This window comes from Mesomycoplasma sp. (assembly GCF_056854695.1).
In genome coordinates this window covers 153,556-177,264 of record NZ_JBXGGF010000009.1, presented here as the reverse complement: position 1 = coordinate 177,264, position 23,709 = coordinate 153,556, and the positions used below count along the sequence as shown (strand labels likewise).

The 23,709-nt window shown below is 26.8% G+C and carries 22 protein-coding genes; 4 read left to right on the top strand and 18 right to left on the bottom strand.

The window, feature by feature from the left end; translation table 4 throughout:
* The first annotated feature begins 4 nt into the window (after nucleotides 1–4).
* Nucleotides 5–1,675, top strand: a complete 1,671-nt coding sequence (locus ACJHWB_RS02825; RefSeq protein WP_483132986.1) for a hypothetical protein — start codon at nucleotides 5–7, stop codon at nucleotides 1,673–1,675.
* A gap of 5 nt (nucleotides 1,676–1,680) precedes the next feature.
* Here ACJHWB_RS02825 and ligA read toward each other — a convergent pair whose 3' ends face one another.
* Genes ligA through ACJHWB_RS02765 form a run of 12 tightly spaced genes read right to left on the bottom strand, consistent with a single transcriptional unit; the run spans nucleotide 1,681 to nucleotide 13,076 of the window.
* Nucleotides 1,681–3,714, bottom strand: a complete 2,034-nt coding sequence (gene ligA / locus ACJHWB_RS02820) for an NAD-dependent DNA ligase LigA (protein WP_483132985.1) — start codon at nucleotides 3,712–3,714, stop codon at nucleotides 1,681–1,683.
* A gap of 3 nt (nucleotides 3,715–3,717) precedes the next feature.
* Entirely contained in the window at nucleotides 3,718–4,692 is a 975-nt protein-coding gene (locus ACJHWB_RS02815; RefSeq protein ID WP_483132984.1) for an energy-coupling factor transporter transmembrane component T family protein, read from the bottom strand.
* Entirely contained in the window at nucleotides 4,682–5,647 is a 966-nt protein-coding gene (locus ACJHWB_RS02810) for an ATP-binding cassette domain-containing protein (RefSeq protein ID WP_483132983.1), read from the bottom strand. Before ACJHWB_RS02810 ends, ACJHWB_RS02815 begins: the two co-directional genes overlap by 11 nt.
* Nucleotides 5,623–6,438, bottom strand: coding sequence for an energy-coupling factor transporter ATPase (locus tag ACJHWB_RS02805; protein WP_483132982.1), 816 nt, complete (start codon nucleotides 6,436–6,438; stop codon nucleotides 5,623–5,625). The genes ACJHWB_RS02810 and ACJHWB_RS02805 overlap by 25 nt, the downstream gene beginning before the upstream one ends.
* On the bottom strand, nucleotides 6,425–6,991 hold the full coding sequence (hpt, locus tag ACJHWB_RS02800) for a hypoxanthine phosphoribosyltransferase (protein WP_483132981.1): 567 nt from the start codon (nucleotides 6,989–6,991) through the stop codon (nucleotides 6,425–6,427). The genes ACJHWB_RS02805 and hpt overlap by 14 nt, the downstream gene beginning before the upstream one ends.
* Before the next feature lie 39 nt (nucleotides 6,992–7,030).
* Nucleotides 7,031–7,756, bottom strand: a complete 726-nt coding sequence (gene rsmI / locus ACJHWB_RS02795) for a 16S rRNA (cytidine(1402)-2'-O)-methyltransferase (RefSeq protein WP_483132980.1) — start codon at nucleotides 7,754–7,756, stop codon at nucleotides 7,031–7,033.
* Complete coding sequence (locus tag ACJHWB_RS02790; RefSeq protein ID WP_483132979.1) at nucleotides 7,749–8,639, bottom strand: hypothetical protein; 891 nt, start codon at nucleotides 8,637–8,639, stop codon at nucleotides 7,749–7,751. Before ACJHWB_RS02790 ends, rsmI begins: the two co-directional genes overlap by 8 nt.
* Before the next feature lies 1 nt (nucleotide 8,640).
* Complete coding sequence (gene tmk, locus ACJHWB_RS02785) at nucleotides 8,641–9,270, bottom strand: dTMP kinase (protein WP_483132978.1); 630 nt, start codon at nucleotides 9,268–9,270, stop codon at nucleotides 8,641–8,643.
* Nucleotides 9,270–9,854, bottom strand: coding sequence for a toprim domain-containing protein (locus tag ACJHWB_RS02780; RefSeq protein WP_483132977.1), 585 nt, complete (start codon nucleotides 9,852–9,854; stop codon nucleotides 9,270–9,272). The genes tmk and ACJHWB_RS02780 overlap by 1 nt, the downstream gene beginning before the upstream one ends.
* A 1-nt stretch (nucleotide 9,855) precedes the next feature.
* Entirely contained in the window at nucleotides 9,856–10,137 is a 282-nt protein-coding gene (locus ACJHWB_RS02775) for a YbaB/EbfC family nucleoid-associated protein (protein WP_483132976.1), read from the bottom strand.
* A 55-nt stretch (nucleotides 10,138–10,192) separates the two neighbouring features.
* Nucleotides 10,193–12,226: a DNA polymerase III subunit gamma/tau gene (gene dnaX, locus ACJHWB_RS02770; RefSeq protein WP_483132975.1), complete on the bottom strand. Its 2,034-nt coding sequence runs from the start codon at nucleotides 12,224–12,226 to the stop codon at nucleotides 10,193–10,195.
* Nucleotides 12,213–13,076: a DegV family protein gene (locus ACJHWB_RS02765; RefSeq protein WP_483132974.1), complete on the bottom strand. Its 864-nt coding sequence runs from the start codon at nucleotides 13,074–13,076 to the stop codon at nucleotides 12,213–12,215. The genes dnaX and ACJHWB_RS02765 overlap by 14 nt, the downstream gene beginning before the upstream one ends.
* Nucleotides 13,077–13,172: 96 nt before the next feature.
* Between ACJHWB_RS02765 and ACJHWB_RS02760 the strand changes: the two genes are divergently transcribed.
* From ACJHWB_RS02760 to ACJHWB_RS02750, 3 genes are read left to right on the top strand one after another with little or no spacing between them, the layout of a single operon-like run.
* On the top strand, nucleotides 13,173–13,511 hold the full coding sequence (locus ACJHWB_RS02760) for a hypothetical protein (RefSeq protein ID WP_483132973.1): 339 nt from the start codon (nucleotides 13,173–13,175) through the stop codon (nucleotides 13,509–13,511).
* A gap of 10 nt (nucleotides 13,512–13,521) precedes the next feature.
* Nucleotides 13,522–14,532, top strand: a complete 1,011-nt coding sequence (gene lplA / locus ACJHWB_RS02755) for a lipoate--protein ligase (protein WP_483132972.1) — start codon at nucleotides 13,522–13,524, stop codon at nucleotides 14,530–14,532.
* A complete protein-coding gene (locus ACJHWB_RS02750; protein ID WP_483132971.1) occupies nucleotides 14,525–15,355 on the top strand; it encodes an alpha/beta fold hydrolase in 831 nt (276 codons plus the stop codon). The genes lplA and ACJHWB_RS02750 overlap by 8 nt, the downstream gene beginning before the upstream one ends.
* On the opposite strand, the gene ACJHWB_RS02745 is transcribed toward ACJHWB_RS02750, so the two are convergent.
* The 6 genes from ACJHWB_RS02745 to ACJHWB_RS02720 form a co-directional block, all read right to left on the bottom strand.
* Nucleotides 15,330–15,866: a DJ-1/PfpI family protein gene (locus ACJHWB_RS02745; protein WP_483132970.1), complete on the bottom strand. Its 537-nt coding sequence runs from the start codon at nucleotides 15,864–15,866 to the stop codon at nucleotides 15,330–15,332. The two genes, ACJHWB_RS02750 and ACJHWB_RS02745, sit on opposite strands and share 26 nt — an antisense overlap.
* Nucleotides 15,859–16,845 carry a glycosyltransferase family 2 protein gene (locus ACJHWB_RS02740; protein ID WP_483132969.1) on the bottom strand — a complete coding sequence of 329 codons (987 nt, stop codon included), beginning with the start codon at nucleotides 16,843–16,845 and terminating at the stop codon, nucleotides 15,859–15,861. The genes ACJHWB_RS02745 and ACJHWB_RS02740 overlap by 8 nt, the downstream gene beginning before the upstream one ends.
* Nucleotides 16,838–18,346, bottom strand: coding sequence for a phospho-sugar mutase (locus tag ACJHWB_RS02735; RefSeq protein ID WP_483132968.1), 1,509 nt, complete (start codon nucleotides 18,344–18,346; stop codon nucleotides 16,838–16,840). The genes ACJHWB_RS02740 and ACJHWB_RS02735 overlap by 8 nt, the downstream gene beginning before the upstream one ends.
* A 24-nt stretch (nucleotides 18,347–18,370) precedes the next feature.
* Entirely contained in the window at nucleotides 18,371–19,612 is a 1,242-nt protein-coding gene (gene serS / locus ACJHWB_RS02730) for a serine--tRNA ligase (RefSeq protein WP_483133006.1), read from the bottom strand.
* On the bottom strand, nucleotides 19,612–20,961 hold the full coding sequence (gene eno, locus ACJHWB_RS02725) for a phosphopyruvate hydratase (RefSeq protein ID WP_483132967.1): 1,350 nt from the start codon (nucleotides 20,959–20,961) through the stop codon (nucleotides 19,612–19,614). Before eno ends, serS begins: the two co-directional genes overlap by 1 nt.
* A 200-nt stretch (nucleotides 20,962–21,161) precedes the next feature.
* A complete protein-coding gene (locus ACJHWB_RS02720; protein WP_483132966.1) occupies nucleotides 21,162–23,702 on the bottom strand; it encodes a DEAD/DEAH box helicase family protein in 2,541 nt (846 codons plus the stop codon).
* Nucleotides 23,703–23,709: the final 7 nt, after the last annotated feature.

Genomic DNA, 23,709 nt, shown 5'->3' with positions numbered 1-23,709 from the left:
AGGTATGAAAAAAGAAATAGTTTTTTTAACTGCACAAAAATCTACCTGACCACTTATTAATGCGTTATACAAGTCAAATAAAAATTTAATTAGTTTAATTCCTTACTATAATAAGACCTTTAAAAATGATTCTGATTTTTTACCTATTAAATTAGAATTATCTGATTTAAATAATTTTAAAAATCAAGCAGATATAGCCTCCTATTTAGAAAACCAAATTAGTTCAAATAAATCAATTCCACAAATTATTTTAGCTGACCAATGAAGTGCTAATGTTCTTAAAAATTATCATTTAGCTTTAGATTTTAACAAAACTCAATTAAAAGACAATTTGTTTCATAAAGCTATTGTTGATTTATTAAATCCAAATTTAGATTTTGGTTTTTATAATTTACCCTTTAATGTAGCTGATATAAATGCCTTAAGATTTAATTTAGATAATTTATACTTATTTTTTAAATTATTAAAAGCAGGTGGAGCTCAAATTGATTTTCAAAACGATCTTTACATTAAAAGTAAAAATAGTTTTAATCCAAACAAAAAAAGTATAAAAAACAATATTTTAAATTTTGTTAAACCAATTAGTTCTGATATTTATAAAAATATTTCAATTAAAAAAAATTTTTTTAGAATTACTGAAGAATTAATTTTAATTAGTAATCAATTTGTCCAAGGATTGACTCTTATTGAAGAAAAACTGCACTTATTAAATGATTCAATTAATGATTTAAATATTTTTGTATTCGACTATCCTGAAAAAAATTTAATTAAAATGTTTTTATCTAAGTTTGAAGTTAAAAATCATTGGTATGATAAAGAAAATAGAAATAAATTGGTTAATTTACTCAAAAATATTAAGCAAAATTTTTCATTTGTAATTAAAAATGATAAATATAGCAAACAAATTTGTTCAGTTAAGTTTTTAAAAAGTTATGAAAATGAATGAGGAAATTATGATTTATTGCAATATAAATCTATTTTTGGTATAGTAACAGGTGTGGGTTTGCGTTATGCTGTAGATTCATATTTTACTAGAAAATATTTTGCTAATAAATCAACAAATACAGAAAAAATTAGTAATTTTACTAATTATAAAAATGTTGAAACATTTAATCAAATTATTTTTGAGACTAAAGGAACTAAAAAATGCACTTATTTATTGGGTGGATCATCAATAATTGCAAGTGTTTCTAGTGATATGCAAACTAATAAAGCAATAATCAAGTTTTTAACTTGACTTTATACAGGTGAAATTAAAATAAATGATGTAAAAATATCAACCCATGAATTTATAAATAAACATAGCGGTTATTTTATACCTTTTAATACATTTGTGACTCAAAATAATATTAAATATCAAGAAAATAAATGTTCTAATTTATTGGCAAAAATTCAAAAATACGAACAAAATAAAGGTATTTTAAATACAAATGAAATTTTTAAAAATATTGACTGAACTTTTTATTTAAAATATTTTAATTTAAAAACAGTTTTAACATCTATTAAAACACTATTTAATGTCGATGCTATTTCAAAAAAGACATTGTTTAAAACAACATTTATACAAAGTGGTAATGATAATCTTTATGAACACACAATTGCTAATCTAATTTATGATTTTTTAGTAACTGAAAACATAAACAATGAATTATTAGTAAAAATTAAAAATCTTTAATTTTGTTATTTATTTTTTTGTGCAATTAACTCTCAAAAAGCATCTTCATCTAATACAATTGTATTGTTTTTTATAGCTTTTTCAACTTTTGAACCAGCATCTAAACCAGCTAGTAAATATGTTGTTTTTTTTGTTGGACTAGAATGAAACTCCGCTCCTGCTTGTTCAATGATTTGCACAAACTCATCACGTCTTTTGGACAATTTACCTGTAATTGAAAAACTGGCTCAAGCAGGTTTATCTTTTTTTATTGAATTACTAAATTGAAAGTCTATAGTTTCAAAACAATTTAAAAATTCTTGATTTGATTCGTTTGTGAAAAACTCTTGTAAGGATTCTATAATAACAGGCCCAAAATCATAGTGATTTATTAATTTAGAAAAATCTAAGGCACGAAGTTCAGATAAAGAATTTGCGTACTGAGCTAATGACTTAGATGCTGTAAGTCCAACATGTTTGATGCCCAGTGCAAAAATTAATCTATAAAAATCAGTTTTTTTTGCATTTGCAATTTCATTTAAAAACTTAGTAATAGATTTGCCTTGTAATTTAACTTTATGTTTAGCAAACACTTTATACATTTCTTCCATTTTATGTTCTAAAAGAAAAATATCGCAGCTATTTTTAATTAATTTTGTTTCAACTAATGAATTTAATCTACTTTCTGCTAAAGTCGCAATATTCATCGCTTGTTTTGAACAAAAATGAACCAATTTTTTTAAAATAATTGCTGGACAATTTGGATTAATACAAAATTGATCAATTCCAGTCGAACTATCTTGTAATAAGCTATTGCATTTTGGACAATTTATAACTTTGGAAAAATTTGTTTTAGGAAAATCATCCACACTACCAATAATTTGAGGAATAATTTCTCCTGCTTTTTTAACTTTAACCTTGGAATTTATACATATTTTTAATTTTTCAATAAAAGGGTAGTTAGGTAAAATAGCAGCACTAACTGTTGTTCCATTTAGTTCAACAGGTACCAATTTAGCGTTATAAGTTATTTTACCAGTACGCCCAACGGTTACAAAAATATCTAATAGTTGGGTTTCGGCAATTAAATCTTCAAACTTGTATGCAATAGCACTATGAGGAAATTTCGAAGTTTGTCCTAATTGTTCATAAATACTAAAGTCATTAACTTTTAAGACAACACCATCAATATTGTAGTCTAAATCTTCTCTTTTTGAATTTAGCGTTTGTATATAATTAAATGCTTGTTCAATATTTTTAGCTTTTTTGCTAGATTCGTTGGTATAAAATCCAAGATTTTTTAAAAATAAATTTGCTTGATCCACTGTTTTTAAATTGTGTGTTTCAGGATGAATAACTGTATAAATAAAACATTGTAAAAGTAAAAAATCATTTTGATTTTTTACTTTTCCTGAAACTGTCTTGTTTAATCTACGTAAAATACCACTAGCAGCATTTCTGGCATTGGCAAAAGCAATATTAGAATTTTGTTCTTTTAAAATTTCGAAACCCGATTTGCTCAAAAAAACTTCACCACGAACCTCAAAATCTTCTAAATAATTGATATGTTTAGGAATAAATTTATCTGAAATTTTATTAGCGTTATCAGTAATATCTTCACCCGAAACCCCATCGCCTCGTGTTAAAGCTTGGACAAGTTGGCCATTTTTATACAAAAGTGCAATAGAAAGTCCATCAATTTTAGGTTCAACAAAGCATTCAGGTTCTTTTCCTAGTAAATTTTCAGCTTTGCTATTTCATTTTTTTAATTCTGAAAAATCATAAGCTTTTGCTAATGACAACATAGGCTTACTATGCCTTATTTTTTTGAATTGACTATTCAGGCTAGTTGTAACTAATTTAGTAGGAGAGTTATTTAATTCTTCTAAAGAAAATAAAAAATAATATTTATTTTCCAATTGTTCTAATTTTTTTAGTTCATTATCATAAACCAAGTCATCGACGGATGGGTTTTGATCTTCAAAATACTCTTTATTTCATTGCTTAATTTGATTTTGAAGATCTAAAATTTTTTTTTTAATTTGTTCTTGTGTGTCCATAAATTAAATTTTTTGGTTTGTGTAAAGTCAAAATTTTGGTAAATGAGAAATAGGGATGGTGTTGGTTTCCATTAAAATAGTGAGTACAATTAATAAAATAAAAATCACACTAAATAAATAGTCTAATTTATTAAAAGATAGTTTACGATACTTTGTTCTTTTACTATAAGGATCGTAACCACGTACCTCCATAGCATTAGAAAGATCTTCAGCGCGAGAAAATGCGAGTACAAAAAGAGGAATAATTAATGTAGTTAGAGATTTTACTTTATCTGTAAATTTACCATTTTTAAAATCAACCCCACGAGAGGATTGAGCCTTCATAATTCTACTAGCTTCTAGTAGAAGAGTTGGAATAAAACGAATTGCTATTGAAATTATCATAGCAATTATGTGTGTTGGGATAAACAATACTTTTAAAGGTAAAATTAAATCTTCTATTGCTCTAGTTAATAAAAATGGTTTTGTAGAGTAAGTTAAAATGGTTGTAGAAATAATCATTCCATAAATACGAATAGCAAGTACGGCTGCTCTAATGATACCTAATGTACCAATTGAAAAATGTAGTTTGGTACCTAATAAATTAGGTTGATCGATCAAGTATCAATTTAAAAAAGTTTTTGCTTCTTCATTATTTAATCCTGTAAGAATGCTTTCTGATTTAGCATTATTTACCCCATCTTTACCAACATTTAGTATTGCATTTATACTATTTTCATCAATAATAAAACCATATAAAATTACCATTACAAAGAAAATAACAAGTGGTAATTTCATTAGCAAAAAAATATGACTAATTCTTTTTGTAGTAATATAAAAGAAAACAAGGGAAAATCCTAGCAAAATAAACACAGTTAGTAAATGTGTAGTAACAAAAAATAAAACAGCAAATAAAATATTAAACAAAATCTTTAGCCGAGCATCCATATTATGAATAATGGTGTCACGAGGTACATATTTGGCAACACTAATTTGCATAATTCTCCTTTAATAAAATATTAAGTTTTGTAATTAACTCATCTAGTGATTTGACATTGCCGACATCATAACCAATTTTTTTTAATTTTTCTACAAAACTTAATAAATTAGTAGGCAACATTTTGTTTTCAAGTAAAAAATCATTATTGCTTAAAATATCATAGGTATTGCCATCATAAATAATTTTACCCTCTTTAAAAAACAATGAGCGTTTAGTTCATTGTAAAACATTGTCTAAATCATGAGTTGCTAAAACAATAGTTTTGCCTTGCTTGTTTAGTTGATCTAAAATTTCAAGCATTTTTACAGTACCTTCGGGATCCAAACCAGCTGTTGGTTCATCAAAAAAAATAATGTCTGGGTCCATAGCTAAAATTCCAGCAATTGCAACTCTTCGTTTTTGTCCTCCAGATAAGTCAAAAGGTGAACGTTTTAAATAAGATTCATCAAGTCCAACTAACTTAATCATTTCCTTAGCTTTTTCAATAGCTACATCTTTTTTTATTCCCATAGAAATAGCGCCAAAAATAATATCTTTCTCAATTGTTTGTTCAAACAATTGATATTCAGCAAATTGAAAAACAACACCAATACGGCGCCTAACTTCTTTAATTTTTTTAATTTTTTTATTAAAAAAAGTTGGTTTTTTAACGAATATATGTTGATCAACTTGTTTTTGTTGTTGCTCATTATTTAAAACTTGCTCAGCGGAAGTGTTTAAGTTTTTAGTAATAATTTGTTGATTTTCACGATAAAAATATTCAATTTGTCCTTCATCTGGTAATATTAAAGCATTCATATGTTGAATAAAGGTTGTTTTTCCAGAACCTGTTTGCCCGATAATAGCTATAAATTCACCTTGCTTGATGGTTGTGCTAACATCATTGAGTGCTTTTAATTCAATTGGTAGCTTTTTATCGAAAATTTTGACTAAATTTTTTGTTTTAATTGTCATAATTTGTTAAGCAATTCCTCTTCGTTATATGTGGGTTCAATACCGTTTAAAGCACTAGATAGTTTGTAAATAAAAGGCGAATCAATTTTAGCCATTTCAATAATTTTAGAATCATTTAAAATAGTTTTAGGGTCGCCTTGAGCAATTATTTTACCTTTGGCAAACACAATTAGTTCATCAGCTAAAATAGCTTCATTCATATTATGAGTGATGGAAATTAAAGTTTTTGTTTTATCATTTCGTAATTCATCCAAAATTTTGACTACATCAGCTTTACCTTTAGGATCGAGCATTGAAGTAATTTCATCAAAAATAATTATTTTAGGATTTAAAGCTAAAATCGAAGCAATAGCTACTCGTTGTTTTTGTCCACCAGATAAAAACTGAGGTTCACGAGATAAATGTTTTTCCATATTAACTTTTTTAGCTAAATCAACAATAATATTGCGCATTAATTTTGGATCAACATTATTGTTTTCTAAACTAAAGGCAATATCATCTTCTACAGTTGCACCTACAAATTGATTATCAGGATTTTGAAAAACAATACCGATTTTTTTACGAATAATTGGTAAATTTTCTTTAGATAGCTCAACACCTTCTATAAAAATAGAACCTTTTTGAGGTTTAAAAATACCAGACAAAATTTTAGAAAATGTTGATTTTCCAGAACCGTTGTGACCTAAAATTGCATAATATTTACCTTGCTTGATATGAACACTAACATTATCAAGAGCTAATTTGTTCATGTCATTTAGATAACTAAAACTCACATTATTAACTTTTATCATTATCACTTCCTTTTTGAGCATTAGGATCAAACACTGCTACAAATGGCCAATTTCTAAATTTGTCTTGATAATCAAGCCCATAACCCACTAAAAATTCATTAGGAATTTCAATTCCATAATAATCAACATCAATATTGTATTTGCGATCAACTTTTTTGTTAAATAATGTAATTAATTTTACACTTTTTGGTTTTTTAAGTAAAAGATGTTCTTTTATTTTAGATAATGTAATTCCGGAGTCTAATATGTCATCCACTAAAACAACATCTTTATCCTTAATATCGCTATCAATATCTGTAATAATTTTTAAACTTCCAGAAGATTGAGCACCACCAAAATAAGATTTAGCAATTATAAAATCAATAGTAATATCTTTTTTAATGTGTTTAATTAACTCCATTAAAAACACAACTCCTCCCTTTAGAACAGCGACCATCACTATTTCTTTACTATTTTGGTAGGTTTGTTCGATTCACTTAGCAACTTCCGCAATACGTGATTCAATCTCTTCTCTATGAAATAAAATTTTTTTAATCCTATAGTCTCTTTCCATATTAACACTCCAAAATCAGTGTATAAATTTTACATTATTTTACATTGTTTTAGAATGATTTTGATATTTATTAACTTTAACTTTGCTTTTTGGTTTTGTTGGTTTTTGCAAAATTATTGTGTATTCACCTTTAAAATTTTCTCCTATTGATTCAATCACTTGTTTTGCTGTACCTAAAAAATATTTTTGAAATTTTTTAGTTAATTCTTTAACTAAAAATATCTTAACTTCATCTTGATATTTTAAATCAATTTGTTTTAAGACTTCCAATAATTTGTGAGGACTAACAAAAAATATATAACTAGTATCATAATTTAAATCAGCAATTTGATTTTGAATTTTAGAAATCCTAGAATCAAAAAACCCTTTAAAAATGAATGGAATAGGAAATCCAGACAAAGCAAAAGCATTAATTACAGCACTTCCGCCACCAATAACATCAACTTCAATATTATTGTTATGGCACCAATTTACAAGAGTGTGTCCTGGGTCAGAAATTAATGGCATTCCAGCATCGCTGATAACAGAAATATTGTTGTTAGAGTTGAGTCATTGCTCAATTTTTTCTAACATTTTAGTTTCGTTAAATTTGTGATATGAAGCTAATTTAACATTATCAATTTTATAAAACTTTAATAAAATCGATGAATTTCGTGTGTCTTCGCATAGGATAATATCAGAGTTTTTTAGGGTTTCAATTGCTCGCAAAGAAATATCTTGTAAATTTCCAATTGGAGTTGCAACTAAAGTTATTTTTTTATTCATAAAATTTGTCAATAATCTTGTTTAGACGAACTAAATAGTTCTGTTTTTGAATTTGAAAGTTTTCATTTGTGTTTAGTGATTGTAATAATTTATCAGTAACTTGAATAATTTCTAAACACATTTGCTCGTAATCATTGCATTTTCTAATTTTGTGTAAATATTTTTTTGTATTTGAAGCTAATTTGTTTGAAATACCACTTGCTAAAGCTAGAAAAAAATGCATTAAAAAATTCAAAATAATATAAGCGTTATCTTTTGTAAGCAATTCATCTAAATCTAAAATAAAATTAAAAGCCTGTTTCCCTATCTGAACCAGTGTAATTTCTAATTCAACTAAAATATCATTATTAAAATTTTCTAAATGTTGTTGTGCTTCACTCGTGCTGGTGAAAATATTACTAAAAAAAACATTATATTCACTAGGTTTTCAAGCATCTAAATTATCTTTAACAATATTTTGGTTTTCTTTTTCATTAAAATAAAAAATTTGACTTCTTGAACGAATTGTAGGTAAAACTTTAAATTCATTTTTGGAACTAAAAATGAATTTAACACCTTTAGGAGGTTCTTCAATAATTTTTAAAAAAGAATTGACTAATGAAGGATGAGCCAAATCTATGTTTTTAATAATAACAAAGTGAAAATCTACTTTTTCTAAATTTGTAAAATACAATTTGTTCATTCATTCAACAAAATCTACCCTTGTTCACTTTTCATTTGCTAAATCAAACGAATCAACAGTATATTTGTCTGGTAAGTTAGCGAGCAAATAATCAATAGCATCAGATGTCAAATTTTCTTGATTACTAATTAATAGTAATAAGTGAAAAAGTTGTTCATTTGATTGAATATTTTTAACAAATAATGTTCATTTTTCATTCATTTTAACAAGTCTTATTTTGATTTTCAAAAATTTTTATAATACTATCTACAACGCTTTTAGGATCTTTGGATGCTTCAATACTAAAAAAATTATTTTTAGTTTGCGCTAAATATTGATATCCCTTAATTACATCGCTATAAAAAGTCTGTTGATGCTCTTCAAAGCGATCTTTTTTATAATTTTTAATTTTATCCATTCTTTCTTGAGCTTGTGAAATAGAAATATCAAGAAAAAATGTCATATCAGGTTGGGTGTTTTCACAAACTTGATTATTTAAATCACTTATCATATCAACATTCAAGTTATGTCCAAAACCTTGATAGGCAATAGAGGAATCTATATATCTATCACATAAAACAATTTTGTTAGATTTAAGCGCAGGTCAAATTAATTTTTCTAAATGTATTCTTCTTGATGCTACAAACAAAAGCATTTCTACATATGGAGAAATGTTGGTTTTATTATCGAGCAACAAAGATCGAATAGCTTCAGCTTCAGGTACTTGATTTCCACCAGGCTCGCGTGTTATAACAATTTCTCGATTAGGATATTTATCTTTTAAATACTTGGCAAATAAATCTATTATTGTACTTTTACCACTAGCATCTATTCCTTCAAAAGTTATAAACATTATTTTGAATTTTCCTTCCTATTATTCATTGCTTGTTCTAAGGTAACATTATCCATGTATTCAATACTTGCGCCAAAAGGAATCCCTGTAGCTAGTTGGCTAATTTTATTGTTAGCAAAAGTTGGATGTTGGCTGATGTGACTAGAAACAATTAAACCGTTTAATGTTGATGAAATACCTAAAATAATTTCAGTTTTTGGGTTTATCATTGTTTTTAGTTGTTTTAATTTTGGTTCAAGCAATTCTAATTTTTTTATATTATAGTCGCCTAAAACAAAATAGCGACCATTATATGTATTAGTAGCTTCAAATTTAGCTACAATTTCAGGCGATTCAACAATCAAAACCTTATGAGACCTGTCTAAATCTAAACAAATATGGCAAGTAGAATTTTCTGACAAAAAATTACAACGTTGACAAAAAATCATATTTTGTTTTAAATTTAATAATTTAGCAACAAAATCTTCAATTTCATTAGCAGGAATTTCAATAAGATAGTGAATGATACGTTCTGCTTGTTTTTTGCTAACTCCTGGTATTTGTTTTACCAATAATGCTAGATTTTCAAAATCCTTGCCAAACATTCTATAAACTTTCTTGTTTTGGCATTATTTCTTCATGTTCTTCTGAAATTTTATCAACCGCATTGTTAATAACTAATGTAATAAAATCTTCGAGTAATTCAACATCATCTGGATCAATTAAATTTTTATCAATTGTAAGTTTTTTAATTTGATAATTCCCAAGCATTGTAAGAGAAACACCTTGGTGTTCGAAATTAAACTCTTGTTTTTTAAGATTATTTTTTTTTGCTTCTATTTCTTTTTGCATTTTTTGTGCTTGTCGCATTAAATTTTGAATATTCATAATAAACTCCTAAGAAAATAATTATAAAACAAAACAAACAAATTTAAATAAGCTATTATTTACTAAAAATCATTTTTTTAAATTCATCTTTAGTAACTTGTGTTTGTTCTATAGGTTTTAAAGGTTTTGGTTCAAATTTTACCCCTTGCTCTTTTATTTTTTTCAAAGCATTTACAGCTTCAATCATTGTTTGACGCTCAACTGCAAAAAAGTGCATTGGATAACCAAATGTTTTAACAATAAAATTTTTCAAATTTACATCGTCTTTTATACTAACTAACAAACCATGATATTTAGGATCCATCGCACTAAATGCAAGAAAAGTTTTATCAGATAATAATAAAAAACTTTTGTTTAAAATAGAAATAATTTCATTAAAATTATTATCAAATTGATAGGTTTCTAAACCTGTTTTCAGTTTATCTTCTATTTCTTTTCAATCATAAGGAAAATTCTTAGCAAAACGTTTTCCTAGTACAATTAAATTCATTAACTCATCTACAGTTATATTGTTTTCTGGTCTATTATATTTGTAAACATAGTCCAAATTTTTATTGTAGACTTGATCTATAGGTTCTTCAACTTTTAGGTTTGTTTCAAAGTTATTTGATTGACTTGAATCTAAATTTGTCATTTCCATATTATCGCTTGGATTATTTGGTATGGAACTAGCTAATTGTTCAGTTTTATCATTAATTGAATCAACATTAATGTTATTTTGATTAGTTTTGGTTTCGAGATTATCTTGATACTCTAAATCCAAATCCTCTTTAATTTGCAACTCTTCTGGAATATTGGTTTCTAAAAATTGATCATTTACAAGAATCTCGATGTCGTTTTTTCAACTTGTGCTATTTAAAAAACTTGAATTATCTTGCTGCTGATAATGTATTTTAATTTTAGATTCACTTGACTCTTTCGCTTGAAAACTAGGTTGTTGAACAATTTTATTTGCATTTTTATAAATGGTTGTTTCAGGAATTGGTCGTTCAATAGTTGTTTTGTCTGTAGCCTTTTTAGAAATTATTTTTATAGCCATTAATTCTAGGTAAGTCAATGGATTATCTTTATAAATCAATTCACGAAGAGTTTCATAAATCGCTAATAAAGATTTATAAGCAAAATTTCTATCAATTCGAAGATCCATAACTTCATCTCGACTAAAATCACTTATCATTTCGAATGAAGCATTAGTTTTATAGATCAATCAACTTTTAATCAAATCAATTAATTGGTGCAAAAACAAACGAGGTTGCTTATTTTGGTTAAAAACTTCATGTAAATCTTGAAGAGCTAGTTTTAAGTTCTCAGAAGCTAAATTATTGATAAAACTAATTAATTTAGCATTTGATGTTACACCAAAAAGACTTTCAACAGCTTGTTGCTCAATATTACCATTACTATATGTTGCACATTGTTCTAAAAGAGAAATAGCATCACGTAAACTTCCTTCACTAAGTTTAGCAATACTTTCAAGAGCGTTTGTTTCATATTTTGCCCCCTCTCTATCAAGAATTGAGGCAAGTCTGTTAACAATTTCTGATGTTTTTGCTTTTGAAAAATTATAGCGCTGTAGTCTAGATAAAATAGTGAGAGGTATTTTATGAACTTCTGTGGTTGCTAAAATAAAAATTACATGCCGTGGAGGTTCTTCTAAAGTTTTTAAAAAAGCATTAAAGGCACTAGTGGTTAGCATGTGTGCTTCATCTAGAATATAAATTTTAAAAGGGGAATGTTGAGGTAAAGTGTGAATGTTTTCAATTAGTTCTCTAATTTCTTTTACACCATTATTAGATGCTGCATCCATCTCAATAATGTCTAATGAATTATTAATATTGCTAATACAAAAATCACAAGGTATAAAAATATCACGTTTGTGTTGACAATTTATAGTGTTAGCAAAAATTTTAGCTAAGGATGTTTTACCTGTACCTCTTGGCCCTGAAAATAAAAATGCATGAAAATATTGTTGTGATTGAACAATATTTTTAAGACTTTGAACAATATATTCCTGTCCAACAACATCAGAAAAAATTTGTGGTCGATACTTACGGTATCATGCTAAATAATAATTATTATTTGTTTTCATAAATTTTTAATAGTTCGGATTCTATTTGTTTATCACATTTTACAAACCCTATAGCGACTCCTTCAAGACCTATGTGAATGTTAACAACATTGGGTAAGACATCAACAAAAATTTTTTTGTTCGTTAATTTTTGAAATTCACTAACCAAATCATTGATATTTGAATTATGTGAGTGGAGTACAACAGGGAAATATTCTTCATCTTTAAATGTTTCTGCCATTTCACCAAAATGTTTTATAAGTGTTTTTTCAAAATTACGGCCAACCCCTTCTTTTTCTAATTTCCCATTTTCTAATTTTATAACAGGATAAATTTTAAAGAGCCTAGCAACAGCAGCCGCCGCTGGTGAAAGTCTTCCAGATTTTACAATGGATTGTGTTGAAAATGGAACAGCTAAAACTTTACCATCATATTCTAAACTCATTTGATCAAAAGCTTTTTCAAATTCAAGTCCTTCTTTTAAATTTTTCTCAAATTTTAATAAATCAATAACAGTCAATCAAGTGAGTTTGGTTGAGTTTACAACATATAAGTTAGAAATTTTTAATTCTTTTAAGTAATTTGATTGTGAAGATAAATTTTTGCTAATAGGAAACACAACTACTTTATCATATTCTTTAGATAAACTTTCTAATTTTTCCTGCATTAATCCATAAGGAGTAGTTCCTGTTTTTAAATTACTGTTTGCATCCATCAAAGCAGTTTTTAATTCAGATGGCGAAATATCAATACCATCTAGTTTTTGTTCACCATTTACATCAATACTTAAAGGTAAAAAAAATCAACCTTTTCCTTCAACCTGCTTAGGTGATAATCCGGTTGAAGAATCAACAACAATAGCAATTTTCATAGTTTAAAAATTATAATAGAAAAATTCAGTTTGACTTTTTAAATTTTAAGTTTTTATTTTTACTTATTTTATAAATAGTAATAAAATTATAGTATTATGAATTTTACAAATTTTTTACCAAATGATAAATTGCAAAAAATCACTAGTAAAGAACTGAATTTATCTTTTGATTTTGAAGTTGAGAGTTACAGTTATCGAATTTTAAAAATTAAACTTAATGGAATGCTTAGAAAATTAGATTTTAATGATAAATTTTTCGGTTGATTCATGGAAGATTTGATTTATTTTTTAGACAAAAATAAATATGCTCGCCGTTGAGATTATGAACAAATTTATATTTATAATATTGATAGTTTAAAACTTGGCGAAAATCAGGAAAGCTTTGAAAATCAGTTTAAATCTATTTCAAATTTTGATTTACTTGTAGGAAAATAAAAGGATAATCATGAAAATTTATTATTGCAAAAATACTAGTCCATATACTACTTTGGTTTTAGAAGAAATGTTATTAAAAGATGAAAATATTAATGAAGATATTTTATATTTTTATCAACACGATAATGCTATTATCATTGGTAGAAATCAAAATATTTATGAAGAAGTTAAAATTGATGTAGTAGAAAAAGAAAATATTGAAGTTTATCGTCGTTTATCAGGTGGTGGAGCTGTTTATCATGATCTTGGAAACATCAATTTTTCTTTTATTACCAAAAAAGCTGGTCATAGCTATGAGAAATTTTTGACACCAATTATTGAATTTTTCCAATCCCTTGGGCTAGAAGCTGAATTTAAAGGTCGCAATGATGTTCTAGTAAATGGTGCAAAAGTGTCAGGAAATGCACAAGCTGTTCACAAAAATAAAATGGTACATCATGGAACCATTTTATTTGATGCCAATTTAGCTAAATTATCTGAAGTTTTGATTCCATCTAAATTAAAAATTGAATCAAAAGGAATTAAATCTATTCGTCAAAGAGTTACTAATATTTTAGATGAATTAAATTTTGAACTTTCTCATGATGAATTTATCAAAAGATTAGTTAGCTTTTTTGAAAACAAGTATGAAAATAAAGCTATTTTGATAGAAACTATTTTAGAATCACCAGAAAAAAAAGAAATTTTTGATAAATTATCAAGTTTTCGCAAATCTAAGGAATGAGTCTTTGGTCACAATCCTATGTTTAAATATGAAAACAAAGTTAAAACAAGTGGCGGAATTGTTCAAGTTAAAGCCAATATTGAGCAAAACACTATAAAATCCATTAAGTTTGAAGGTGATTTTTTATCTCAGGGTGATGCTCAAGAAATTAGTTCTTTATTAATTGGGAAATCTTTTGAACGTCAAGAAATTGAAAATATATTTAATTCTATTGAAAATTTTGATGAATATTTTGGCAGCATCCCTCAATCTGAATTATTAGATGTTATTTTTGGGGTTTTAAGTAGTAATGATTAAACGGAGTACTACAATCATAGATGAAGAAGAAATTTTCTATATTTTTGAAGACACAGGTAAACCGAAAGTTTTGTTTTTACATGGTTTTAATTCAGCGCATTCCTTTGTTTTCCAATTAGAAAAGCTTGAAAATCGTGATTATGATATAGTTGCCTTTGATTTTCCGGGTTGTGGAAAATCAAGCGCTAATAAAGACATTGATATCACTTATTATCAACAAATTAGTGCTAAATTTGTTGAACTTTTTAACCTTAAAGGCAGCTTGGTTGTCGCTCATTCACTTGGTAGTGCTAGTGCTTTGTATTTGCTTAATAACAAATTAGTTAGTTATGCACTTTTAGGTGGTCCTTTAAACCCGTTTACTGTTGATGATGCTCTTAAAATTAGAGCTAAAACCTTAAAACATTGATTACTTCCAAAAACATTGAAAGATGCTGTAGAAAGTTCTAAAAGTTTAGTTTTTGGTAATAAAAATAACTATAAAGATCAACTCAAAAAAATAGGATCTATGTTCTTAAAATTAACTCAAATAAAATATAAATTATTTTCTTTTATGGTCAATAAACAAATTTTAAATTCTAAATGACTTAAAGAAAATCTAGAACCATTGTATGCAAATAATGAAAATTATGAAATTATTTCAGGTCGTCAAGATTTATTTGTTCCTTTAGAAACATTAGAGCAAGTAAGAAATAAATACCACATTTCACTAAATGTTTTAGAAGAATGTGGCCATGCATTGTTTTTTGAAAAATCTGAAAAAATCAATGAAAAAATCAATGAATTAGTTGGAAAAATTAAGCCTGATGTTGTTCTAAAATAAGTTGGGCTTTTTCTTTAGAATCCAGGTGCTCAATTACTAAAAAAGCTAACTCTGCAGCACTATCTGCATTTCTTGCACTAAAATAGTTGCCAGTTTTACACACTTTATCATCAACTCTATTTTGATAATTTTGTGAATTTTCAATTGGGTAAGAACTAAATTTGAGATTCTTAGTAATATTTTGTTCATAAAGGGCATTTGGAGCATCACAAATTGCAAAAACATACTTGTTGTCTTGAAAAAACTCATTTATTAAATCTAAAGTTTTTTGGTTTGTTCTAAGTAATTGAACCGCCTTTCCACCTGGAACAAAAATAGCATTAAAATCACTTGATTGTCAATGGTTTTGTGCTTCAATTTTTACAATTCCAAATTGTCCAGAAACATTTTTATTTTCAGGATTATAAAAATTGATTTCATTAAATATTTGAGCTTTTTTTATAATTGACAAAAACGTTGTTAGTTCAATATCTTGAAAATTGTCAAGTAAAATAACCAATAATTTATTCATAATATTCTCCTTTAAAAATTAGTTGTTTAATTTTGAAATAATTTTTGATGGCTGAGTTGAATATTAAAGTTGTTCTATTACTATATTTAGCCATTTTGCTTTCAAAATTGTGTTTTTGGAAAAATTTGTATAAATTTTTCAAAGTTGTTTCACATTTTTCAAAATTTTTAATAATAAATTTTGCATTTAAGCCAAAAAACAAATGTACTAAAATATTTTTGAAAAAAAACTGTTCAACAACATGATTTCAAGTTTGAGTGAAATTATTTTCTTTGATTAACGTGTGTAAATAAATCAAATTTGCATGAATACCTTTTATTCTACTAATGCTTGGTTTTTTAGATAAACCTTTTAAATTCAAATCATATTTGTATGTTTTCTTTGAAATATAATAAGTTTTTTGAGCCATCATCATTGAAGCAAAACTAATTGGCACATCTTCGAAAATGTGGCCATCAATAAATTTGAGTTTTTTGTCCAAAAACCATTGTTTTTGAAAAACTTTATTTCAAACAAAAGGTGAATTATCAGCTGCAAAATTTATTGGTAATTTTCAATCATTAGTATTTCATTTTCATTTTGATAAAAAATTAATGACAGGCATTCTATAAAAAATAAGAGAATATCTAGCATAAATAATTTCATAATCTTGTTGTTTTAAAACCTCATTAAAAAGTTTTATGGTGTTTTTGCAAATTAAATCATCAGGGTCCATAAAGTAAAAATATTCACTAGGACACTGACTAATTAGAGTGTTTCTTGCATTAGATAGGCCTTGATTTTTTTCTAAAAATATTGCTCTATAATTTGTTTTTCCTTGAATAAATTTTGCAATCATGCTAGCTGATTTATCAGATGAACCATCATCTAAAAATAAAATATTGAAGTTAGAATCACTTTGTTTATTTAAATTTTTAAATAAACGAGGCAAAAAATTTTGCTTATTATAGCAAGGTATTAAAATAGTAATTTTATTCATTTTCAAAAATAGATTTTACCTTATTTAAAATAGATTGGTTAATTATTTTGGACTGATTTTTGTGAGCATCAATACTAAAAACATAAATTTTTAGTATTGGCTCGGTGCCAGAAGGCCTCATGGCTACCCATGAGTTGTTTTCAAATAGTATTTTAATCATATTTTCAGCTCGAATGTCTTCAAATCCTAAACGATAATCGATAATTTGAGCAATTGAATAGTCAAATTTTAATTGACTAAATTTTTGCAAATATTCATTTAGATAACTAAACTGATCATCACTAAATGTTAATGAGTAGACAGTGGATGTTGGGTATCCATATTTTTCATAGATTTGTTCTAGCCGCTTTGCTAGCGACATTGGTTTTTCGGAAAGAATTTTTCAGAAAAAAACAATTATTTGTAATGCATCTTTATCAAGCGACAGTTGTGGGTAAATTAATGATCCGTAACTTTCTTCAAAAGCAAAGTTAGTAATGTTTGGTTTGCTTAAAATTTTGTTAGCCACTCACTTAAAACCTGTTGGGATGATTTTAACTTGACAACCTATACTTTTTCCCATGAGTGCTGGTAGTGATGAAGAAACAAAAGATGTTATTAACTGAGAGTTGCTGTTTAAATGGTTTTGCTTAATTAAAAAATCAACAATTAAAGTGGCCATCTCATTACCATTAAAATAATAAAACTGATTGCCAATTTTTTCAACAACTCCCAATCTATCAGAATCAGGATCGCTAACAAAACCGTATTGCAAGTTTTGTTCTTCCATTTGTTTTTCCATGAGTTCAAAAGCTTTTTTGTCTTCTGGATTTGGAGATGAAACAAAATGAAATTTAGTAGATTTTGGCATTTGTTTTTCAACAAATTGTAAATTTAGTTTAATTTTTTGAGCAATTCTTTTTACAACTTGCCCACCTGTACCATGTAAAGGTGAGTAAATATAACTTTGATTTTTATTGGTTGTAAATGGAATTAAGTCTAAAAGTTGATTTATATAATTGTCAATTAAATAATCAACTTTAACAATTTTTCTAGAAAAATGCAATGTTTTACTACTAATATTTTTAGTAGTAAATTTTTGATAATTTTCAAAAAAATTAGTAATTTGAATAACTTGATCAGGCAAAATTTGAAAGCCCAATTTATTATATATCTTAATACCATTATATTGAGCAGGATTGTGTGATGCTGTGATAATGATCCCGCCACATGCTTTTAATTGTTTGATGGCAAAAGAAACAATTGGAGTTGGACAAATATCTTTAAAAATGAAGACTTTTATTCCAAAATTAGCTAAAATACGAGCAGAAATATTTGCAAATTGCAAAGATTTTTGACGATTATCTCTAGCAATAACAATTCCCTGTTGTCGAACATCAGGGAATTGTTTTAATAAATATTTAGCATAACCAAACACTACACGTTTTACGTGATTTTCATTAAGTTGGTTGGGCAAATGACCTAGTATACCTCTAATACCGGCAGTTCCAAATTCTAGCATTTGCACTCCTTTATTAAAATTTTATTAATTAAAATATGGTTTTAATGCTTTAGGAATTACAAATTCACCATTTTGCTGGTACTGCTCTAGTAAAATCGCAACAATTCTATCAATTGCAAGTCCTGAACCATTAATTGTGCAAGCGAATTGAATTTTTTGATTTTCATCTCGATAACGAATTTTAGCTCTTTGGGCTTGAAAATCGCCACAAAAACTTACAGATGAGACTTCACGATATTTGTTTTCAGAAGGCATTCAAGCTTCTAAATCAATAGTTTTTTGTGATGAAAACCCCATATCACCAGTACATAGAACAATTTGGCGATAAGGAATTTCTAAAAGTTCTAAAATGTAACTAGCATCCTCAACGGTTTTTTCAAACTCTTGAATACCATCTACTTGGTTTGTGAATTTCACAAGTTCAACTTTATGAAATTCATGCATTCTAATGATCCCCCTAGTATCTTTTCCAGCACTTCCAGCTTCTGAACGATAAGATTTACTATAACCTACAAAGGCCTGTGGTTTTGTAAGATTAATAATTTCATCTTGATAATAGTTGGTAATTGGCACTTCTGCAGTTGGTACTAGTCATAAATTTCTACCTTCAATTTTATATAGATCTTCTTCAAATTTAGGTAACTGACCTGTACCATAAAGTGATTGACTTTGCACTAAAGTGTTAGCTAAAATTTCTTGGTAACCACGACTTGTGTGAGTATCTAACATGAAATTCATTAAAGCTCTAACTAATTTGGCTACTAAAGTTTTATAAATTACAAAACGTTGACCTGAAATTTTGACAGCACGATGAAAATCTAAATAATCTTTTTGAATTCCAAAATCATAGTGTGCTTTACCTTCAAAAATAGGATTTGGCTTACCCCAGGTTTTAATAACAACATTATCATTTTCATCTTTACCAATTGGAACATCATCTTGTGGGAGGTTAGGAATTGCAAGTAATTGGTGATTTAGTTGTTCTTCTAAAACTGTAAACTTAGACTTAATGTCTTCAAGTTTTTTGTTTATTTCAACAACTTGAGCTTTTTTTTGTTCAACATTTTCACCATTTCTAATAGCTAAAGAAATTGTAGCAGTTACTTGATTTCTTTGAGCTTGCAGGTCAACAATTAATGCTTCTAATTGATTTTTTTCAACTGCTAAGTTGTATAAATCATCAATTTGTGAAACATCAAAATTACGAGTTTTTAATTTATTTTTAATTAAATCTTTATTTTTAATTAAAAAACGGGCATTCATAATTATTTGTTTTTAATATTATAAAAAGCTTTGTGACCTGGGTATGAAGAGTGTGATGAAATTCTTTCTTCAATTAATAATAAACGATTATATTTTGCAATTCTATCTGTTCTAGAAAGTGAACCGGTTTTGATTTGTCCAGCATTAAGAGCAACTGCTAAGTCAGCAATTGTGGTATCTTCAGACTCACCTGAACGGTGTGAAACAACAGCTGTAAATCCAGCTTTTTGAGCAAGTTGAATAGTGTCAATAGTTTCACTAACAGTTCCAATTTGATTTAATTTAATTAGAATTGAGTTGATAGCTTGTTTATCAATAGCTTCTTGTAAGATTTTTGCATTAGTTACAGTTAAATCATCACCAACAATTTGGTGTGTTTTTCCAAAACGTTCTGTAAATTTAATAAATCCTGCTCAGTCACCTTCTGCAAATCCATCTTCTACTGAAATAATTGGATATTTTGCAAATAACGCACCATAGTAGTCTAATAATTCTTCACTAGTAAAGTCATATTTAATATTTGCTTTTGGATTATTTGCGTGTGCTTGTTTAAGTTTTTTAAAACTATAAACACCGTCTTTGTATAATTCGCTTGCAGCACAATCTAGAGCAATTGCAACAGCGTTTGTTCCTGAAGTTGCAGGGTTGAAACCAGCTTTTTTAATTGCTTCTACTAAAAAGTCAAGAGCTTCTTCATGTGAGTTTAAGTTTGGTGCAAATCCACCTTCATCTCCAACTTGAGTTCCATGTCCAGCTTGTTTTAATAGTTTAGCTAATGTGTGAAAAATCTTGTTTGCAGTTTGAAGTGCCTCTTTAAAAGTTTTTGCGCCTAAAGGCATAACCATAAATTCTTGGAAATCAAGGGTGTTTGAAGCGTGTTCTCCCCCATTGATAACATTTAACATAGGAACTGGTAACTGACTAGGATTTGTTCCACCAATGTAACGATATAAAGGAATATTGAGTTCATCTGCCGCAGCTCTTACAATAGCTAGAGAAACACCTAAAATAGCATTTGCTCCTAATTTTGATTTATTTGGAGTACCATCTAAATCAATCATCGCTTTGTCAATTCCTCTTTGGTTGAAAACACAACTTCCAACAAGTCCAGGAGCAATAATTTTATTAACATTATCAACAGCAGTTTGAACACCTTTTCCACCAAATCAGTTTCCTTCATATTGACTATCTTGATCACGTAGTTCTAAAGCCTCACGTGAACCAGTTGATGCACCTGATGGAACAATAGCAGAACCAAAAGCACCTTTTTCAGTATGAACTTCAACTTGAATAGTTGGGTTACCACGTGAGTCTAAAACTTCACGAGCAAGTAATTTAATAATTTTTGACATATTAACCTCTCTTTAATATTTATAAATCTCTCTATATTTTACTAGTATTTTATTAGTTTTTTGAATTTATATAGTGAAATAGAACTTTTTTGAAACTTTTTGTTCTATTTTCCACAATTTAAATTAAATTTAATAAAAAAAAGCAAAAAAACTTTGCTTTTTTTAGATTGAAAGTAATAATTTAATTTTAAATTAATGCTTTAATCTTCTTTATGCTCCAAAATATCTTTTAGTGTTAAAAAATAAGTAGATTTGATTCGATCATGAATTTTTATGTTTTTATTATTTGTTTCAGATAATTTTTCATTTAGTTCTTCTAGTGAACTAAAACCTGCATAATAAATAGTGTCTTTATCTTTGACTAAAACTAAAATTAAAGAAAATTTTGTGTTAATGGCTGTTTCTGGATTTTGCTTATCTTTGTTAAATATTTTAATGTATTCTTCATATGCTTTGTGAATTTGTTCAGTTTTCTTTTCATCTATATCACTATTGTATTTTTTAACTTCAAAGTAGATAAGATGATTATTTTTTCTAATTACGAAGTCAGGGTATGAATAAGAAATTTCTAGGTTGTCATCAACATAATTAAATCCAATTCCATTATAAACGGGATTTTTTGATCATAATTTTATATTATCTTTATTATTAGATTCTTTATTTTCCTTTTTATTGTCTTTGCTATTTTTCTTAATTTTGTCTCTTTTTGTATAATTTAAAATTTCATTTACAAATATTTTTTCTGGTTCAGAATCAAGTGGAAAATCTTTAATATTTTCATTGTTAATTTTATATGCAAAAGTATCGTTTGTTTCTTTAATAACATTTTTTGCATCTTCATCTTCGAATAAAACAAATTGTTTTGGAAGTTGTTGAATACCTTTAACTTTGTATTCAACATTTTTCTTATCAATTTTCTTTTTAGCTTCGCTATATTTGTTTTTAAACTCTTTAACAAAATTTTCATAAATAATGTATCAAAAAAATTGAGATTTTTGCTTGCTAATATTTATTTTTTGAATGTTTGAAGAATCTTGAAATTGATTAAAATCAATATTTTTATTACAAAAATTCAACAAATCATCTAAATATTTTTGCAAATTGATTGTAAAAAATTTTCTGTGTCTATTAATATTTGTAATATTTCATTTTTCTAGTTCAAAAATATTGTAAATCTTCGAACTATTTGCAATTCAAGCACTTTCGCCATGGCTTTTTTGTTCAGATGCAATATACCCGTTTTCCAAATATTCTTCCATTATTTTATGCAATTTATTATTAAAGTATTTTTGAATTTTTTCCTTATCTCATTGTGATTTATTATCTGATTTGTTAAATGCATCATTTAACACTAAAAATGATAAATCTTCATAGTGTTCAATGAAATCCTCATTTAATTTTTGAACAGTAGATTTTTGAATTTCACCCACTAGAAAATATTCATCCATATATTCATCTTTAAGAGTTGCAATTCGAATATTTTTATTAAATTTTTTATCATCAGTGTTGCTATAAATAAAATATTCATTTGCAATAGATTCATTGTGAAAATTAAAATTAGGATTTGGATTTCTTTTAATTCGTCCAATTGTTTGAATACTCAAATTAGAAGAAGACACATTTCTTAGTTGTACTAACATACATGCTCTTGGAATATTTCATCCTGTGGCAGGCCCAATTTTAAAAATAATTACATCACAAGGAGAGTTTTTTTTAGAAATATCTTGCAAGTTTCAGTTTTCTTTTTGTCTTAAATTTGTATTTTTATTATTGCTGTCAAAATATTTAACTCAAGAAAAACCATGTTTTTCTAAAATATCAATAATTTTCTCTATATTTTTCTCAAATTCTTCTTCATTATTAGAAGATTTGTTGTCAACTTGAATTAGCATTGCCGGGTTGATACCCACAACACCTGGCTCATTTTCACTATCATTGTATTTTGATTTAATTTTTTTAAACTCTTCACAAGCAATATTTAAAATTTCATCACTATCATATTGTTGTCCTTGTTGGAGTCCTTTATTGAATTGCTTTGTAGGTTTGATAAGTTTAATGTTGTCATTAATTAATTCTTTTTCTTTAATTTCGACTAATTGATATATTGAATCAGTTGGTGGTGTAGCAGTCATTTTTAAAATAAAATCAGCTGAATCTTGTAATCCTTGTTCAAAATTACTTAATTTAGATTTATTATTAATTTTTTGCTCAGCTCCGATATGGGCTTCATCTCTAATATAAATTAAAGTGTACTGATTTCTTTTTAATTCATTTAAAAAGATTTCAAGAGAACCTTGAGTATTTAAAATAGTGTTGGTTCTAAAGGTGGCTCCACCCATAATTCAAACAGAATTTGGTTCAGCTTGAAACTCATAGTTTTTTTCAGAAAATGCATTATTGTTTGAAGGGCTCTCAATTCTTTTAATTAATATATTTTGATTATCTATAAAATATCTATATTTTTTAAAACTTTGCTCCATTTGTTTTGGTAGTTCAGCACTAGAGAGTGTCACAATAACAAAAACTAGGTTTAGGTTAAAACCTTTGCTTTGATTTAAATTGATTAATTTGTCTATAAAATTAAGCATCATAAAGGTTTTACCAGAACCAGTTGGGGCTTTAAAATAAACACTTTTATTAATATTATCATCACTTTGTTTTGATAATTGTTTTGATAATATTTGTTCGGCTTTTTCTAGTAAATTTGCAATTGCTTTATTTTGGATATTGGATAATTCCATAATTCTC